Source organism: Enterococcus sp. LJL90, from assembly GCF_056924355.1.
On sequence record NZ_JBXPBQ010000001.1, the window covers coordinates 233,686 to 251,520 of the forward strand.

Below are 17,835 nucleotides of genomic sequence, written 5' to 3' on the forward strand. Positions count from 1 at the left end.
AGAAATGAGAAAAAAACTTAAATCAATCATCGTTTTCTCTGTTCTGCTTTTGGTAACGTTCATTGTTTTTCCGACTAGCGGCATAGCACAAGGCGGAACAGTAAATGGTGGTGAAGTTTCTACCAAAGGGAAAATTACTTTTTATGAGGAGTCAGAAAGTAGTGATTCTTCACAAGCCTCTTCGTCTTCCAGTGATAGTGAAAGTAGCTCATCAAGTAGTACTGAGGAATCAACTACTTCCAGTTCACTTCCAAGTACAGGAGGGAAATTACCGCAAACTGGAGAAATGGTGAGAAATGTTAGTGCAGTTGCTGGCGGAGTTCTGTTACTGATTGTTGCGATACTTTTCTACAGAAAAAGAAAGAAGGAGGAAAATCATGAAAGCTAAACGATTTCTTTCCTCATTTCTACTTATATTGACAGCAGCCAGCTTAACACTGGTCGTAAATCAAGGTGAAGTTTCTGCATCTAGCCTTGATCAAAGCGGATCTGTAACAGTGACCGGTAGGGGAACAACTGATCCAGTTGATCCAGAAACACCCGGTGAAGAAGTCAATCCAGGTGAAGATAACTCTACAACAGGCGCTTTGCGCTTTGACTTTGTTTCTTCGCTAGACTTTGGAGATGCAAAAATTACCGATAGTAATCGGATATTTTATGCACGGGGGCAGCTTTTTCATAGTGATACTCCAGCAAGAGGTAGCTACATTCAGATTACTGACGAACGAGAAAACGCAGATGGATGGACCTTACAAGTCAAACAAAACTATCAATTTAGAAATGATGTTGTACAAGAAAGCTCAGAGAAAGAATTAACAGGGGCTGTTCTTTCCTTTGACAAAGGTTGGGCGAACGCAATAAATACCAGTAAAATGCCAACTGTTACAAGGGATACCATCAATATTAGTAATATTAATAACTCTTATGAGGTTGCTAGAGCTGCTTCCGGCAATGGCTATGGGACATGGACCATTGAGTTTGGGGCATCTGGAAGCAACCAAAATGATCAGGGGAACACCTTAACACCATTAGTTGATGAAACTGGCGCTCCAATTATGGATGAGCTTTATCAAAAGCAAGCTTATCAAAATAGTGCTATTTCATTAACGATACCGGATGCTACAAAAATTTATCCGGTGCAATACGAAACGGAGTTAACTTGGCTTTTAGCTGAGTTACCATAATTAAAAAAATCAGGAGGAAATAAAAATGAAAAAAAGAAGTTTATGTGCAACAACCTTAATTGCTGCTTTGGGATTAAGTTTAGTGGGTGCAACAACAGCGGCTGCATCAACAGGTGTCGTTGGAAACTCTGTTGTATCGTCAGGTTCAGTTGAAGTGACTCAAGGGGAAGCCGGCGGTGGCGATGATACTAAAGACCCGGAAAATCCAACGGTTCCAATCAAACCTGATCCAGGTGAAGTAACTACACCTGAAGAAACAGGCACATTGATTATTCAAGCAGTTTCTAATCTGTATTTTGATGGAATTACGACTGGTACAGATGCAATAACTACTTACGCTAGAGCGAATACATCAACTGATGCTAATGGTTCAATCAGTCGTGGTGCCTACGTACAATGGACTGATATTCGTAATGATGAACGAGGGTACACTTTGACTGCTGCTTTGACTAAACAATTTACAAAGGCCAGTGGAACTGAAGAGCTTACAGGTGCAACAGTCACCTACAATCACGGTATTATGAACTCAGCTCAAGACGTAGGTATCTGGCCTGAATCAGGTATGCTTAGTAGTTTTGAATTAGATGAAAGTGGTCAGGCTAAAACAGTTGTTGACACAGGAACAGTTGCTGCAGATGCCTTAACAGGTAAAGGTGAGTACTTTGTAGAATACGGTCAAAGTGCTGATTGGGTTGCGGATGATCACGTAGGAGCTAACAAAGGGGTGACTGATAGTGCTAATACATCAGTTTCATTATTTGTACCTAAAACTACCCGTTCAATAATGACTACTGGTACTTACGAAGCTGAAGTAACTTGGACAATTGCTGTTCAACCTTAATTATCAATGAACTAAAAAAGATCTAGAGCTGATGTGGGTATCCCCATCAGCTCTTATTTTCAGATGGTATCTACAATGATTTATACATATTACAACAATCTATATAGACCAAGTGAAAACTCTTCAACGGAGCATACAGTTTGTTCCAAAGAGAAAGAAGCAAATATTACTACACAATTTATATAGTTGGATGGAGTGAATAAGCATGAAAGTAAAAAAAAAATACATAGTATCTTTAGTCTTGTTAATTTTGAGTGTTTTTATAGGGACTGCAACTTCAGTAGAGGCGAGCACCTCAGATAGTAGTGCAGGTGGTGCAGCGGGTTTTACTTACAATGTCAATTTCCCTGGAAATCAGATGGGAGATGCAGGCTATTTCAATTTGCAGATGAGTCCTAGTCAGCAGCAGACCGTGTCCATTTCATTAATTAATCCAAGTGAACAAGACATCGTAGTTGAGATAGGCATAAATGGTGCCAAAACTAATCAAAATGGTGTACTAGAGTACGGTGAAACGAATATTGAAAATGATGCTTCTTTGAAATTTGATTTTGCAGATATCGTGACTGGTCCCAATACAGTCGAGATTCCTGCTGGAGAGTCCCGCGATTTAGAGCTCAATATTCAAATGCCTGAAACTACTTACGATGGCATCATCTTAGGTGGTATTCGCTTGCAAAAACAAGATAGTGATGAAGAAGCGGAAGAAGTCAGCGGTTCAGTTGTTAAAAACAAATTTGCCTACGCAATCGCCATGATTCTTCAAGAAACAGATACTGCCGTGGCTGCTGATTTACAATTCAATCAAGTCTATCCAGGAACGGCAAATTATCGGAACACGATTTTTATTAATTATTCCAATACACAGGCGACTATTTTGAATGATATGTCGACAGAGGTGCAAATTACTAACCAAGGGGAAAGTACTGTCCTTTATGAAACGAAAAAAACCCAAATGCGGATGGCACCAAATACTCAAATAGATTTTCCGATTAGTATGAATGGTGAACAGATGGTGGCGGGAAATTATACAGCAACTATTTTAGTGACGGCGGGAGATCAACGCTGGGAGTGGTCAGAGGATTTCGAGATTACCCAAGAACAAGCAGATGAGTTCAACGAACGGGACATTGGTTTAGTACAGGAAAAAGGAATTGACTGGAAATTAATTGCTTTAATTGTCGCTAGCTTTATTGCAGTTGTAGTTATTTTGGTTGTGGTCATTCAAGTAATCAAAAAAAATAAGAAGAAGCGGGAAAAGGCTGAACGATTGAAAAGAAGAAAACTGAAAAAAAAGCATAATGCTTAAAGGGAAAGGTGGGCGTAGATGACAGTTTTAGAATGGGTCTTTATTGGCTGTCTGGCAAGTGCTATTCTCTTTCTGATTTTTGCTATCTTCTTCTTTATTCGTTATTTTCAGACAAGAAAACAGCTTAAAAGATTGCCAAAGAAAAAAATACGGAATAAAAAGAAACGAAAAAGATTGGCTATTCAAAAAAAACTATTGGAAAAAAGAAAAAAGCGTAACATAAGAGGTGTTGCAATACTCCTTACATTAACTCTTTTAGCTAGTGGTGGAGCTGGCTATGTAAATTATTATCAAGCTATGAATTTGTCTGTAGATGATGCGGACTCCATTGTAAAATCCTATTATTTAATTCGAGATTTTGAAGATCAAATTCAATTGGCTAAAGACCAACAGGACGAGCAGGATAAACTGCAAAAAAATATTCGTTACTTGTCCACTTCGATGGCTAGCTATGGTACTTTGAAGGCAAGTGAATTGAATACTACGGAGGGACAGATAGCCTTAAATCGTTATTATAATGCGATTAAGGAGTTAGGGGTGAATGGCAGTGCCAACTATACCCGATTTTATGGCAACACAGAACTATCCGATGAATATTTACAGGATATTGAAAAAGTAAAAAGTTATGAAAAACAAGTTTTTGATTTTTACAATGTTGATGAGGCTGCTCTTCTTGAGGAATAAAGGTGTTTGTCATGGACAAAAAAAATAATCAACAGAAGAGACAAAACAGTCGAAACAAGCCAAATCTGGATTTGAACAGAGCCTCCACAAAGAAAAGCAGCTTAAAAAAGACAACAAGAAAGAAGACTACTAAAACAATCGATAATCCCGCATCTAAAAAAGCGGGAAAACAATCCAAAAAGAAAAATACCCCATCAATACAGAAAAATAAAAAAAGTTTGTCGAAAAAAAAACGGTTTAAGTATAAAAAGAGACGAAAGAAAAAGTTGTTGAAAGAGGTTTTTGTTGCAATATTTTTAGCAGCAGTGTTAGTATTCCTGATTTCTTCAGTTTTTATTTCCCTTAAAAAGGTTCAAGGGTATGGAATGTCTCCTACTTTGCGCAATGACGAGTTGGTTTTAATTCAAAAAAAGACTGATATAAAGCGCTTTGACATTGTGGCATTCAAAAGAGGGGATGCGATTCAAATTAGGCGGGTTATTGGTTTGTCTGGTGAAAAGATAAGCTACCGAGAAGATACTTTGTATGTAGACGATCAGGTAGTCGATGAAAAATTTATCGTTTCTGAAATAAATGAAAGTCAGAGTAATGGGCATCAATTTACTGAGGATTTTTCGCTCATGGAAATTATTTCTCAGCAAGAAGTGCCGATGAATCAATACTTGCTTCTGGGTGATAATCGTCCTTATGCTACAGATAGTCGTTACTATGGCTTAATCAATGCTGAGCAAATCATTGGCAAAGTCACAGCAAGATTACTTCCTTTAGAAACATGGACTCTTTTTTGACAACAAGAGAAAGAATTATAATACTTTTGACCTCAAATTTTGTAATTGCAAAACTTGAGGTTTTTAGTGTGCCTTAATTTTGTTGTTTGCGGATGTGACTAGCCTAATTCAAAATATTATTTCTACTTCAGTATCCAAACAAAAAACAACCCCCTGCTTCGATTAATATTTTAATCGAAGCAGGGGGTGTTTCACTTAAATCAACAAAATTTAATCTGATGCTTCTTCTCTTACAGCTGCTTTTTTCTTTTGCGCCATATACCAAAGAATCAACAGGATACCAATCACAGCCATAATCATTGCGATAATGAAGGCCATCGAGTAAGAGCCGCTTGCTTCACGAATTTGCGAAGCCAGAGATGGTCCCATGATGGAGGCAATTCCATAAGCGGTAAACATCCAGCCGTAGTTGGAAGCGGCTTTTGAAGCGCCCCAGTTTTCGGCTGTGATCCCAGGGAATGATCCTAGGAAGCCACCGAAGGAAGAAGGAATTAAAATCAAGCCGAGAATGCCGGCAAATGTGCCAATGCTCTGGTTGAAGTTTAATAGTAATAATCCAGCAGCCGAAAAGATAAACATCAGCAATACTGTTACATATCTGCCCAAACGGTCGGAGATGGCGCCCCAGATAATTCGACCTAATGTATTAGACAGCCCCACAATCATTACGATGACCGTTCCGGTACCTAAAGAATAATAATCGGCAAGGCTAGCAGCGTGACCGATAATCATCATGCCACTTGTAGCCGCAAAAGTATAAACGACCCATAGCAGCCAGAAATTTGGTTCTTTTAACATCTGTTTGTAGTTCTTGTCGTTTTCATTTGCTTGTACGGCAGTATTGGCGGTTGCCGAAACCGGTGCTTTTTCCATCCAGAAGGAAGCCGCACAGACAACTACTAATAAAACAACGCCTAAAATTCTGAAGGTATTATAGATACCAACGGAATTAATCATACTGGTGGCAATCGGTGCTAAAATAATCGCACCTGATCCAAAACCGGCTGCAGTCAATCCACCGGCCAAACCTTTTTTATCAGGGAACCATTTAACTGTTAAGGAAGTTGCCGTACCATAACCGGCACCAATTCCTAGACCTAAAATCAAGCCGTAAGTAAGATAGAGCATAGGAATGCTAGTAACAAAACCTGTCGCAAACATCCCGATACCAAATAATAACCCGGATAATAAGACCACTTTCTTACCGCCTTGTTTATCAATGATTGGTCCGCAGATAATCATCGCAATCGGCACCATTGCAAAGGAAATACTGAAAGCTAAAGACGTTTGACTTAAAGCCCAATCACTGTTGACCTCTAAAAGCGCAGACTGGAAAACTGACCAAGCGTAGCCGGCTCCTAAAGACATGTTAATGACGATAGCGGCAACCAGGACGGCCCATCTGTTCTTCGTTTTCTCCATTATGTTTCCTCCGATCTTTTTTATAAAGCGCTTACAAAATAATTTTAAAAAGGATTTGCTTCAAAGTCCAAAAACTTCTATTTACTATTCCCATAAGCTAAACTTATAGTTCTGGAAAAATGATTATTTCAAACGACCGAAAAGTCTACTGTTTATCAAGTGTTGGCAGCTTTTTCAAAAGAAATTGGGTGACAAAAGTCGATTGAAAAAACCTTCACAATAAAATGGAGAACCAAAGAATTATTCGAAAAAAATAATTCTTTTTCGCAATAAATTAATTTAGACTGATGGTAAATGTTTTTAATTAAGAATTTCACTAGCGAAATGAGACGCCTTTATTTAAGAATCCTGTTAAATATAGAAATTCTATTATTATTTGAAATGACTAGAATAGTTTTAAGTGTGAAAAGACAATTATCTAATTGAGGGTTCGATTTAAGTTGAACTGGAAAAGAATAAATATTTTTACACTTGTGAAAAATATTTCTATTAGGGTTACTTATAGGGTCTATAAATCCATTTAATTTTAACAGACTACTTAGTCAAAAAAGAATCTCCCTATTCTAATTCAACATTTATACTAAATTTTTGTCCGGCTGGTTGTTTTTTGAGGGAAGATTTTCTGATAACGAAAAACTTACTATTCTTAATTATTCCTTTGAAAAAGTTGATTTCGTTGTTTTATAGGGAGAGTATCACATCATGGCGAAAAAACTTCTTGAAAATAAAAAAACCTATATTATGTAAAAAAGTGAATAATTTTAGAGTTAAAATAGCTTTTTGCTATTTTTTTTGCTAGAATTTTAGTAAGGCCAAAAAAGAAAAGCGAGAATAACGGCTGGCGTTGAAGATCACTGTTGCACAAAAGGATGCATTTATCTAATTTATTAACAATCACATCTGTTTCTTAATGGTAACAGGTAAAACATTAGATAAGATAAAAAAATTCTTTTTAAAAAGCAGCAAAATTAAGTTTTTTTTCGGAAATAAAAAAACGCTAGTCAAACTAGAAACAATTACTGCGAGTAGTTCTCAAGCTAAAATAAATAATTACAAACTGAATACCTATAAGTTTTACTAATAGGTAGGATAAAATTACATAATTTTTCAAATTTATCACAAAGTATTAAAATTGCACTTGAAAGTGCTTACAAAAAATCTTTCTCTGTTTTAGTTATGCTATGGCAATTTTATTTCTATATAAAATTGTCGGTTATGGTGTTTTTAGACGTAATTTTTTTATCAGAAATAGTTGTTTCTTTTTAGAAAATCTTTTTTTGCTAGTTCGACAAGCAATTTTTAATCGACGGCTAATTCAGTCATTCACTAAAGGAGCGGCGCAATACTAGTGCGTTTTTGCACGAGAATTGTTGCTGAGGATTTTGAATGTCTGAAGGCGGCGAGTGACGGCAAAGTGATTTGAGAGGGGGCTGTTAATGGATATTACCCAATTAAGCTATTTCATCAAGGTCGTGGAAAGCGGCTGTAATCTTTCTTTAGCAGCAAGGAAAATTCATATAACTCAGCCTGCTTTGAGTCAGATGATTACCAACTTTGAAACGGAAGAGGAACTGCTGTTGTTTGAGCGGCGCAATGGTCGCTTTGAGGAGTTGACCCCTAGCGGTAAGCTTTTGTATGACTATGCGGTAGAGATTGTAGCCAAGTATGAAGAGATGAAGGCGATGATTCGCCGGGAATCTTTGAAGCAAAAGGGAACAATCCGAATCGGTATCCCATCAGCGGTGCTGAGAATGTATTTTCTCTCCTTTCTGCCAAAGTTCATCTTAGATCACAAGGAGCTTCAAATTGAAATTGTCGAAGGCGGCGCCAAGGATTTGACAAAGAAATTAGTCGAAAATGATTTGGATTTGGCCGTTTTAGTTGATCCAGCAGATTTAGATTTAAAGAGTTTTGAACAGCAAGTCATCCAAATTGACGAATTTGTCGCTTATATGCGCTACGGCCATCCACTCAGTGAACAAAAGAGTCTTGTTTGGGAAGATTTAAAGGATTATCCGTTGGGCACCTTTAATGAAAGCTACACTACTTTTGATTTAGTCAGCAAGCGCTTGAAGGAACACTTGAAGCAGCCGCGATTGCAGTTTACCGGCGATTCTTTAGAGTATTTAATGGATCTCACCGGTCATTCGGATATTATTGTCATCCTGCAAAATGCAATGTATCGCTTGGCGGATCAATCGGTAGTTACCAAACGTGAAATTAAAGATCCCTTACAATTTGTCTTATTGCTGTGCCGGCCGGTCAAAAATTTTTACTCGCCGGAGGAAAAGTTTTTATACGAATCGATTTTGGAATTCTTTTATCAGCCAGTCGAGTAACACGAGCTTTAGTTTGCTAAAAAGGAGACCCACTTTTGGAAAACTCATTGATGCAATATCTACAGGAGTTAAAGAAAAATGGCTTAGATGAACAAGCAACTGTCTTTGATCGGACCAATGAATTCCCTTTAGAATTAATGAAAGATCTCAGCAGACAGGGGTTTATTCGTTGCGGTTTTCCAAAAGAAATCGGCGGTGACGGGACCAGCTTTAAAGATCACTTGGAGGTTATTCAAGAGCTATCAACTAGCTTTCCCACCCTTTCAAGTATTTTTTTGACCCAGTCGAGCTTTGCGGTTTGGCCAATTTATCATTTTGGTACCGAAGAGCAAAAAGCGGCTTATCTGCAGCCGTTGCTGGAAGGGGAAATCTGGGGGGCTTTTGCTTTAAATGAAGTTGGCTCAGGTAGTCAGCTCTCAGAAGTCCGCACAACGGCCGTGGAGTATTCCGATCACTGGCTGTTGAATGGGGCCAAGGCGACAATCACCAATGCGCCAATTGCTGGCTTGTTCATGGTGGCTTCTAAAGTCAAAAAAATGGACGGGCAAGAGGGCTATGGCATTTTCATTTTAAATAAGAAGATACCTGGCTTAAAAATTGGACCGGAAACAACAGAAGTCGGCCTCCATGCTTTGCCGGTGGCAGATCTTGAGTTTCGCGAGGTGAAAATTCCCAAAGAAAATATTCTCAGCGGCGACTTGGTCAACGAAGAACAGGTGGGCATGATTTTCAACCGGATTCGCTTAGCGATTGCGGCGCAGTCAATCGGCATTGCCAAAGGAGCCTTTGGTTACGGTCTAAAATACGTGACCAAGGAACGCAAATTCGGACTGCGGTTAATCAATTTGATTGAATGTCAAAAGGTTTTATCGGATGTAGTAACAGATATTGAAGCGGCGGAATCCTTTTTAAAGAATACCGATATGCTGGATTACACGGCGACGGTTCAGATTGCAAAAGTAAAACTGTTTTGTACCAAAACATCAATAAAAGCGACAGAAGCCCTAGTTGCAATGACTGGAGGCTATGGTTATACCCGTAATAATGTGATTGAGCGTTTTTCAAGAGACGCTCAAGTGACCGGCTTATACGGCGGTTCAACAGATGCACAGAAAAGAATTATTTCAAAAATTTGGTTGCAATCTAACGACACAAAGATTGAAAAAAATGATGAAATGGGTGAAGAATGAATGTCGTTAACAAAATTATTAGGTATTAAATACCCTTTATTTCAAGGGGCGATGGCACAAATTTCCCGATATGAATTAGTTTCAGCAGTTTCTAATGCTGGCGGCTTGGGAATTATCGCTTCAGGCGCAATGGATGGCGCCACCTTACGCTATCAAATTCAGGCATGTAAAGAATTAACAGACAAACCCTTTGCTGTTAACTTAATGCTGATGATGGATAATATTGAAGAATTAGTCGATATTGTAATCGAGGAGGGTGTCCCGATTGTCACAACCGGTGCCGGTACTCCAAAAGATCATGTGCCGAAATTATTAGCAGCTGGCGTCAAGGTCTTTCCAGTAATTGCGACTGTTGATCAGGCGCAAAAAATGGAAGCTCTAGGGGTTCACGGCGTAGTAGCTGAGGGAACCGAAGCTGGTGGACATATTGGTGAAAGCAGCACAATGTCTTTAGTTTTACAGGTGAGTGAAGCCGTTTCGATTCCGGTGATTGCTGCTGGTGGGATTGTCAATGGCCGCGGCATTGTCGCAAGTTTCGCTTTGGGCGCTCAAGGTGTTCAAGTAGGGACTAGATTCTTGGCCTCTGAGGAAGTGCCAATTCCTGAGAGTTATAAATTAGCAGTTTTAGCAGCGAAGGACGATTCAACGGTGGTCACTGGCCGTACATCTCGCGCACCGGTCCGGGTGATTAAAAATCCGATGTCTGAGAAATATTTAGAGATGGAATATTTGAAAGTGCCCCGCAGCGAGCTAGAGGAATTAACCATGGGCTCACTGAGAAAAGCGGTTGTCAATGGCGATATGGTCAATGGGTCCATCATGGCCGGCCAGATTTCCGGCGCAATTCACAGTATCCGGCCGGTTAAATCGATTATCGATGACATGTTTGCCGAGGCTGAGGAAGTTATGAAAGAGATGCCTAAAATCTTTTATTAAACCAAAAGGTGTTAGACAGGGTCATTGCAGTAAGGAGTGTTGAAAACGCTTACTGTATAAAAATTATTTGAATACTAATTTGCTGATCATCTTTGATAGCAAATTGTAGATAAAAATTATATTGGAGGTCAATCACATGCAGTTAAACACAACTGAGCAACACGAAGCTTTTCGCGCTAAAGTCAGAGATTTTGCAGAGACAGACATTAAACCAATTGCAACGACTTTAGATCTTGAAAACCAATTTCCTGATGAAATTGTCAAAAAAATGGGTGAACTGGGTATTCTCGGCATTCCTTTTCCAGAGAAGTATGGCGGCGGTGGCATGGATACAACGAGTTATGCTATCGGTGTTGAAGAGTTATCTCGAGTGGATGCCGGCGTTGGGGTTATCTTATCGGCGCATGTCTCGTTAGGCTGTTATCCAATTTACAATTATGGTACAGAAGCACAGAAGAAAAAATATTTGGTGCCAATGGCAAAAGGTGAAAAATTAGGAGCCTTCGGTTTAACTGAAAGTGAAGCAGGTAGTGATGCCGGCGGAACGGAAACAACTGCTGAATTTGATGGCGAAAACTATATTTTAAATGGTAATAAAATTTTCATCACGAATGCACCAAAAGCAGATGTTTATATCATCTTTGCAGTAACGACACCAGGCATCGGTATCAAAGGTATCAGCGCCTTCATCGTTGAAAAAGGCTGGGAAGGCTTTGAATTTGGCGAACACTATGACAAATTAGGAATTCGTTCTTCTTCAACTGCTGAATTAATCTTTAACAACGTGAAAGTACCGAAAGAAAACTTATTAGGACCTGAAGGCAAAGGCTTTAACATTGCCATGAATACGCTAGACGGCGGCCGGATTGGGATTGCAGCGCAAGCGTTAGGAATCGGTCAAGGTGCCTTTGAAAGTGCTTTGGAATATGCTAAAGAACGGGAACAATTTGGTAAAGCAATTGCTCACCAACAAGTTATCTCCTTCAAATTAGCAGATATGGCAACTGAATTACGGGCGAGCCGCTTGATGGTTTACAGCGCAGCTGAATTGAAAGATACCGGCAAACCATTTGCGATGGAATCTGCAATGGCGAAACAATTTGCTTCAGATAACACGCTGAAAATTGTTAATGACGCCTTACAAATCTATGGCGGTGCCGGCTACATTAAAGGCAGCGATGTGGAACGCTTCTACCGTGATGCTAAGATTACAACAATTTACGAAGGAACCAATGAAATTCAACGGGTGGTTATTTCTTCTTACTTGGTTGGTAAAGAACCGAAAGCGACTGGGGTCCCAGCAAAAAAGGGCCCAGCGACGGGGGACCGCAAGAAGATGATCTTCAAGGACGCGGATCAAAAGAAAAACGTTGCAGCCTTAGTCGAAAGCTTAAAGAAGGATGGCTACGATTTCTCGGTGGGAATCCCGATTGATACACCAATTGCCCAAGCAGAGCGGGTGGTCAGTGCCGGCCGCGGCGTAGGACCAGAATCAAACATGAAGCTAATTGAAGAATTAGCGAAACAATCTGGCTCAGCTATCGGCTGTTCTCGTCCAGTTGCAGAAACGCTTCATTATCTGCCATTAAGCCGTTATGTTGGTATGTCCGGTCAAAAATTCAAAGGCAACTTATACATTGCCTGCGGTATTTCCGGTGCCGGCCAGCATTTGAAGGGGATTAAAGACGCTTCAACAATTGTGGCAATCAACGTAAATCCAAATGCGAAAATATTTAAAAATGCTGACTACGGTATTGTCGGTGATATCGAAGAAGTTCTACCATTGTTATCACAAGCATTAGATACCGGAGAAGCGAAGAAAGAGGCTCCGCCAATGGTGAAAATTAAACGCTCTAAACCTAAAAAATCTGCTCCTTCATATAAATTCTATGTATGTGGCGGCTGCGGCTACGAGTATGATGCTGCTAAAGGTGATCCAGAGGGTGAAGTAGCACCAGGAACACTGTTTAAAGACCTGCCTGAAGAATGGACTTGTCCTTCTTGTGGCGAAGAAAAAACAGCCTTCATCGAAGGATATTAACAGCTGTGCTTTTACTAAATGTCAGACCAAATAGGGGGATTTAATATATGTATACAGTTAGAAAGGTAGCAGAAGATTTATACTGGGTTGGAGGCAACGATGTCCGCTTGGCATTGTTTGAAAATATGCATCCAATTCCTCGGGGCGTATCCTATAACTCATATCTGCTCTTAGATGAAAAAACTGTCTTATTCGATGCGGTAGACTGGACAATCACCCAAGACTTTATCCGCAACGTAGAAATGGTTTTAGGCGATCGGGAATTAGATTATTTAGTCGTGAACCATATGGAACCAGATCACTGCGGTTCGATTGAAGAGCTAATTCTGCGCTATCCGAAATTAAAAATTATCAGCTCAGAAAAATCATTTATGCTGATGCACCAATTCAACTATCATGTGGATGGTCATGAAGACCAAGTGGAAGAAGGCGACACTCGTAACTTTGGTAAGCATACAGTGACCTTCGTTGCAGCGCCAATGGTTCACTGGCCTGAAGTAATGATGACTTATGATATTACCACAGGAACATTATTCTCTGCCGATGCCTTCGGTTCCTTTGGAGCTTTGCACGGCGCATTGTTCAACGATGAAATGAACTTTGACCGGGATTGGATTGATGACGCTCGCCGTTACTACACCAATATCGTAGGGAAATATGGACCTTTCGTACAAGCTGCTTTGAAGAAAGCTGCTACAATCGATATCAAAATGATTTGCCCATTGCATGGTCCAGTTTGGCGCAATGACTTCGGCTATCTATTGGATAAATATGACAAATGGAGCCGTTACGAGCCCGAAGAAAAAGGCGTGCTAATCATTTATGGATCCATGTACGGAAATACTGAATATGCTGCAGAATCATTGGCATCTCTGCTACACGACAAAGGCATGCATAATGTGCGGGTTTACGACGTATCCAGTACTGACGTATCCTACTTGATTGCCGAAACCTTTAAGTTCAGCCATATCGTACTGGCCTGTCCAACCTTCAACTTAGGCATTTATCCGCCAATGAAGAATTATCTGAACGATATGAAGGCGCTAAATGTGCAAAATCGGACCTTTGCGTTAATTGAAAATGGTTCATGGGCACCGCAATCAGGTACGTTAATGAGCGAATACTTGGATGAAGAGTTGAAGATGATGAATATCATGGATGAAACTCTGAGCATCAACTCTGCTATTACTGATTTGGATGTACCAGATTTAAATAGTCTCGTAGACGCTTTAATCGAAGCTACAAAAGAATAATTAAGCTCAGTCGCATTTTGGTCCTTATCTTATCTAGACCAAAATGTGACTGCTTATCAACGGGTTAGGTCAAAACATAGTTGTTGGAAACTTGGGTTAGCAGGCTTTTTCTAGGGGTTATCTAAGGAGATTTGCTGGATATTTTACTGGAAAGGCCTGCTTTGTACTTATTAGCTTGAATTGAAAAGAGGAGAGTGTTTATGAGTAAATATGTAACAGCAGAAGAAGCAGTCAAAGTAATTAAAGATGGCGATAGCGTCGTTATTGGTTTGGGATGTGGCGAACCGAGCGCCGTAATTCGTGAATTCGGCAAAAGAATACCAGAATTAAAAGATGTTGTGACCTCACAAATGCTGCCATTAGGAACATCACCTTATTCACAACCAGAAGCAATTGGCCATGTTCGCCATAACAGTTTATATGTTGGCGGCAAAGACCGCAAAGCTGTTGCTGAAGGCTATGCGGATTATACACCGCGCTTCTTCTCAAGAATGCCGGCTTTATTTACCGACGGCAGTATTAATGCAGATGTAGCTTTGATTGAAGTTAGTCGGGTGGACCAACACGGCTATGCTAGTTTAGGTATTTCTGTTGACTACACGATGACAGCTGCTAAAAATGCCAAGATTGTTATTGCCCAAGTCAATAAGAATCTACCACGGACCCACGGCAATTGCTTTATGCATGTGGATGAGTTTGATTATATCGTGGAGGAAGATACTCCAATTTTAGAATTACCAAAAGCTGCACCAACACCAGAAGAAGTCCAAATCGGTAAATACTGTGCCAGCATGATTAAAGATGGCGATACGTTACAATTAGGTATCGGTAGCTTGCCAGATGCAGTATTAGATCAGCTTCATGACAAAAAAGATTTAGGTATCCACAGTGAAATGTTCAGTGATGGCGTCATGCAACTGGTTAAAATGGGCGTTATCAATAACAGCAAGAAAAACCTAAATCCTGGCAAAATGATCGCAACTTTCTTGATGGGCACACGGGAATTTTATGATTTTGTTGATGATAATCCAAGCGTTATGATGGCGCCAGTTGATTACACCAACGATCCATATGTGATTGCCCAAAATGATAATTTAATTTCAATCAATAGTTGTGTTCAGGTGGACTTAACTGGTCAAGTTGCTTCTGAAACAATTGGACCTTTACAAATTTCTTCAGTCGGCGGACAGTTGGACTTTGTTCGCGGCGCCAACATGTCTAAAGGCGGCATTTCAATTATTGCTATGCCTTCGACAACTAAAAACAATACCATCAGTAAAATAGTGCCATTCTTAGACCTAGGTTCCGTTGTAACAACCGGTCGTAACGATGTAGCTGTGATTGTTACAGAATATGGTATCGCTGATTTACGCGGCAAATCTATCCGTGAACGCAGCCGGGCTCTGATTGAAATTGCTCACCCTAACTTCCGGGAAGAGCTAGAAGCTGAATGGGAAAAACGCTACGGCATGAAGTGGTAAGAAGAAGACATGTTTGCGATTCAACTATTTGGAATTATCGTGAAAAGTCGAATTCGCAAATCAAACTAAATTTCTGTGAAGAAATTTAATACCTTAAAAAGAATTAGGATGTCAGTTCCGCTTTTCGCAGTATTCAAAGAGAAGGATGCGGAATATAACTATTCCGTACTTTTCAACTAAGCTTTTGAAGAACACAAAAGCAAGTTTCAAAGCATAGCGGAATGATATACGTATGAGGCTAAAACTAAATTTCTCACGAGAAATTTATTACCTTAAAAAGAATTAGGAGGATCAACATTTGGAAACAGAAATTGTATTAGCAGGTGCAGTTAGAACTGCAATCGGTAAATTCGGGGGTTCTCTAACTAATACTTCAGTGGTGGACCTTGGTGCAGCAGTTATTAAAGAAGCCTTGAACCGGGCCGGTGTTGCGCCGGACATGGTGGATGAAGTAACGATGGGCTGTGTTTTACAAGCTGGCTGGGGACAAAACGTTGCCCGCCAAGCAGCGGTTAAGGCCGGTATTCCAGTAGAAGTCCCAGCACAAACCTTAAATATTTTATGTGGTAGCGGCTTGAAGAGTGTCAATATGGCAGCAACTATGATTGCAGCCGGCGAAGCTGATATTATCGTGGCCGGCGGGATGGAAAATATGTCCGCATCGCCATATGTTTTAAAGAAAGCCCGTTTTGGTTACCGCATGGGTCACAATGAAATTTTCGATAGCTTAATCGAGGATGGCTTAACAGATGCCTTCCATCATTATCACATGGGGATTACTGCCGAAAATGTTGCTGAAAAATATGGCATCACTAGAGAAGAACAAGATGCATTTGCGGCTGCAAGTCAGCAAAAAGCAGTTAAAGCGATTGCAGAAGGCAAATTTAAAGATGAAATTGTGCCAATTCCAATCAAGGTTAAACGGGAAACTGTCATGTTTGAACAAGACGAATTTCCACGGGATGGCATTACAGCGGAAGGATTAGCGAAAATGCGCCCAGCCTTCAAGCCAGAAGGCGGTACTGTTACAGCTGCCAACGCATCAGGAATTAATGATGGTGCAGCCGCAGTGGTTATCATGAGCGCTAAAAAAGCCAAAGAATTAGGCGTGAAACCAATGGCCCGCTTTGTTGGCGGAGCGGCTGCTGGTGTTGACCCAGCCATCATGGGTGTTGGACCAATCGAAAGCACGAAGAAAGTCTTTGCAAAGACTGGCATGAATATCAATCAAATGGATTTAGTGGAAGCCAATGAAGCTTTCGCAGCGCAAGCTCTTGCAGTTGGTCAAGGCTTAGAATGGGATCCAAGCAAGGTTAACGTGAACGGTGGAGCGATTGCTTTAGGTCATCCAGTTGGGGCATCTGGTGCCAGAATTTTGGTGACATTATTGCATGAAATGGAAAAACGCAAATCTGATTATGGTTTAGCAACGCTTTGTGTTGGTGGAGGAATGGGTGTCAGCACAATTGTAGAGAGGATGTAGGCGATGGAATTTGTAACGTATGAAGAGCAAAATCAAATCGGCCTGTTGACTTATAATCGCCCGAAAGCGATGAACGCCTTAAACAGCCAAGTGGTGGCAGAGGCCAGCAGCTTGTTAGAAAAAATTGCGGAATCGGATATTCGCTGCTTGGTGATTACCGGAGCCGGCGAAAAAGCTTTTGTAGCTGGAGCGGACATTGCTGAGATGAAGGATTTGCCTTCAAAAGAAGCCCAAGTCTTTTCCGAAACTGGCAATCGGATGATGGAATTAATTGAAAATCTACCGATGCCGGTGATTGCGGCAGTCAATGGCTTTGCCTTAGGCGGCGGTTGTGAAATTGCCTTGAGCTGTGACATTCGCATTTCCAGCGACCGGGGTGTCTTCGGATTGCCAGAAGTTGGCTTAGGTATTATGCCGGGTTATGGTGGCGTGCAACGCCTAGTTCGAACTGTAGGGGCGGCCAAAGCGAAAGAAATGGCCTTCACTACCAGAAACGTTAAAGCGGAAGAAGCTTTGGCAATTGGCTTAGTCAATCAGGTTGTACCAGCAGAAGAGCTGATGGACAGCGTGATGAAGATGGCCCAAAGAATTGCTGGCAATGCACCGTTTGGCGTTAGAGCGGTGAAGGAAGTTGCCAATAAGACGATTGGTTTATCTGTAGAGGATGGCTACCGGATTGAAAGTGAATTGTTCGGCCAATGCTTCTCAACGGAAGACCAAGCGGAAGGCATGGCAGCTTTCTTAGAAAAAAGAAAGCATGAGCCATACACAGGCAAAAGTAAAGGGTAATTGCTGTAGCTGTGACATAAGTTATACAGGGCTGATGTCACAGCTACATGATAGTTAAAATTTGAATTAGCTGTTCTTTAAGAGCAGTTTGTGAG

15 protein-coding genes are annotated in these 17,835 nt (G+C 40.5%); 14 read left to right on the top strand and 1 reads right to left on the bottom strand.

Translation table 11 applies throughout. The annotated features are described in order from the left end of the window. The first annotated feature begins 4 nt into the window (after positions 1-4). From AC1Z3S_RS01065 to lepB, 6 genes are all read left to right on the top strand, one after another. Positions 5-388, top strand: a complete 384-nt coding sequence (locus AC1Z3S_RS01065; protein ID WP_461735839.1) for an LPXTG cell wall anchor domain-containing protein — start codon at positions 5-7, stop codon at positions 386-388. Next, complete coding sequence (locus tag AC1Z3S_RS01070) at positions 378-1,184, top strand: WxL domain-containing protein (RefSeq protein WP_461738797.1); 807 nt, start codon at positions 378-380, stop codon at positions 1,182-1,184. The genes AC1Z3S_RS01065 and AC1Z3S_RS01070 overlap by 11 nt, the downstream gene beginning before the upstream one ends. A 25-nt stretch (positions 1,185-1,209) precedes the next feature. After that, on the top strand, positions 1,210-2,025 hold the full coding sequence (locus AC1Z3S_RS01075; protein WP_461738798.1) for a WxL domain-containing protein: 816 nt from the start codon (positions 1,210-1,212) through the stop codon (positions 2,023-2,025). A gap of 205 nt (positions 2,026-2,230) precedes the next feature. Next, positions 2,231-3,334 (top strand): WxLIP family cell surface protein, encoded by a 1,104-nt coding sequence (locus AC1Z3S_RS01080; protein WP_461738799.1) that lies wholly within the window; start codon positions 2,231-2,233, stop codon positions 3,332-3,334. An 18-nt stretch (positions 3,335-3,352) separates the two neighbouring features. Then, positions 3,353-4,018, top strand: a complete 666-nt coding sequence (locus AC1Z3S_RS01085; RefSeq protein ID WP_461738800.1) for a hypothetical protein — start codon at positions 3,353-3,355, stop codon at positions 4,016-4,018. Between the two features lie 11 nt (positions 4,019-4,029). Next, positions 4,030-4,806 carry a signal peptidase I gene (gene lepB, locus AC1Z3S_RS01090; RefSeq protein ID WP_461738801.1) on the top strand — a complete coding sequence of 259 codons (777 nt, stop codon included), beginning with the start codon at positions 4,030-4,032 and terminating at the stop codon, positions 4,804-4,806. A gap of 210 nt (positions 4,807-5,016) precedes the next feature. On the opposite strand, the gene AC1Z3S_RS01095 is transcribed toward lepB, so the two are convergent. Then, complete coding sequence (locus tag AC1Z3S_RS01095) at positions 5,017-6,228, bottom strand: L-lactate MFS transporter (RefSeq protein ID WP_461735832.1); 1,212 nt, start codon at positions 6,226-6,228, stop codon at positions 5,017-5,019. Between the two features lie 1,436 nt (positions 6,229-7,664). On the opposite strand from AC1Z3S_RS01095, the gene AC1Z3S_RS01100 reads away from it, so the two are divergent. The 8 genes from AC1Z3S_RS01100 to AC1Z3S_RS01135 all read left to right on the top strand — a co-directional run bounded on the left by AC1Z3S_RS01100 (position 7,665) and on the right by AC1Z3S_RS01135 (position 17,740). After that, complete coding sequence (locus AC1Z3S_RS01100; protein ID WP_461738802.1) at positions 7,665-8,567, top strand: LysR family transcriptional regulator; 903 nt, start codon at positions 7,665-7,667, stop codon at positions 8,565-8,567. A gap of 35 nt (positions 8,568-8,602) precedes the next feature. Beyond that, positions 8,603-9,757, top strand: coding sequence for an acyl-CoA dehydrogenase family protein (locus AC1Z3S_RS01105; protein WP_461738803.1), 1,155 nt, complete (start codon positions 8,603-8,605; stop codon positions 9,755-9,757). Continuing rightward, a complete protein-coding gene (locus AC1Z3S_RS01110; protein ID WP_461735829.1) occupies positions 9,758-10,693 on the top strand; it encodes a nitronate monooxygenase in 936 nt (311 codons plus the stop codon). It abuts the gene before it with no gap. 136 nt (positions 10,694-10,829) lie between these two features. Continuing rightward, positions 10,830-12,734 (top strand): acyl-CoA dehydrogenase family protein, encoded by a 1,905-nt coding sequence (locus AC1Z3S_RS01115; protein ID WP_461738804.1) that lies wholly within the window; start codon positions 10,830-10,832, stop codon positions 12,732-12,734. A gap of 47 nt (positions 12,735-12,781) precedes the next feature. Continuing rightward, positions 12,782-13,987 (top strand): FprA family A-type flavoprotein, encoded by a 1,206-nt coding sequence (locus AC1Z3S_RS01120; protein WP_461738805.1) that lies wholly within the window; start codon positions 12,782-12,784, stop codon positions 13,985-13,987. 200 nt (positions 13,988-14,187) lie between these two features. Next, positions 14,188-15,468 carry an acetyl-CoA hydrolase/transferase family protein gene (locus AC1Z3S_RS01125; protein WP_461738806.1) on the top strand — a complete coding sequence of 427 codons (1,281 nt, stop codon included), beginning with the start codon at positions 14,188-14,190 and terminating at the stop codon, positions 15,466-15,468. A 298-nt stretch (positions 15,469-15,766) separates the two neighbouring features. After that, positions 15,767-16,951, top strand: coding sequence for an acetyl-CoA C-acetyltransferase (locus AC1Z3S_RS01130; protein WP_461738807.1), 1,185 nt, complete (start codon positions 15,767-15,769; stop codon positions 16,949-16,951). A 3-nt stretch (positions 16,952-16,954) separates the two neighbouring features. After that, positions 16,955-17,740 carry an enoyl-CoA hydratase/isomerase family protein gene (locus AC1Z3S_RS01135; protein WP_265459905.1) on the top strand — a complete coding sequence of 262 codons (786 nt, stop codon included), beginning with the start codon at positions 16,955-16,957 and terminating at the stop codon, positions 17,738-17,740. The last annotated feature ends 95 nt before the right edge of the window (positions 17,741-17,835 follow it).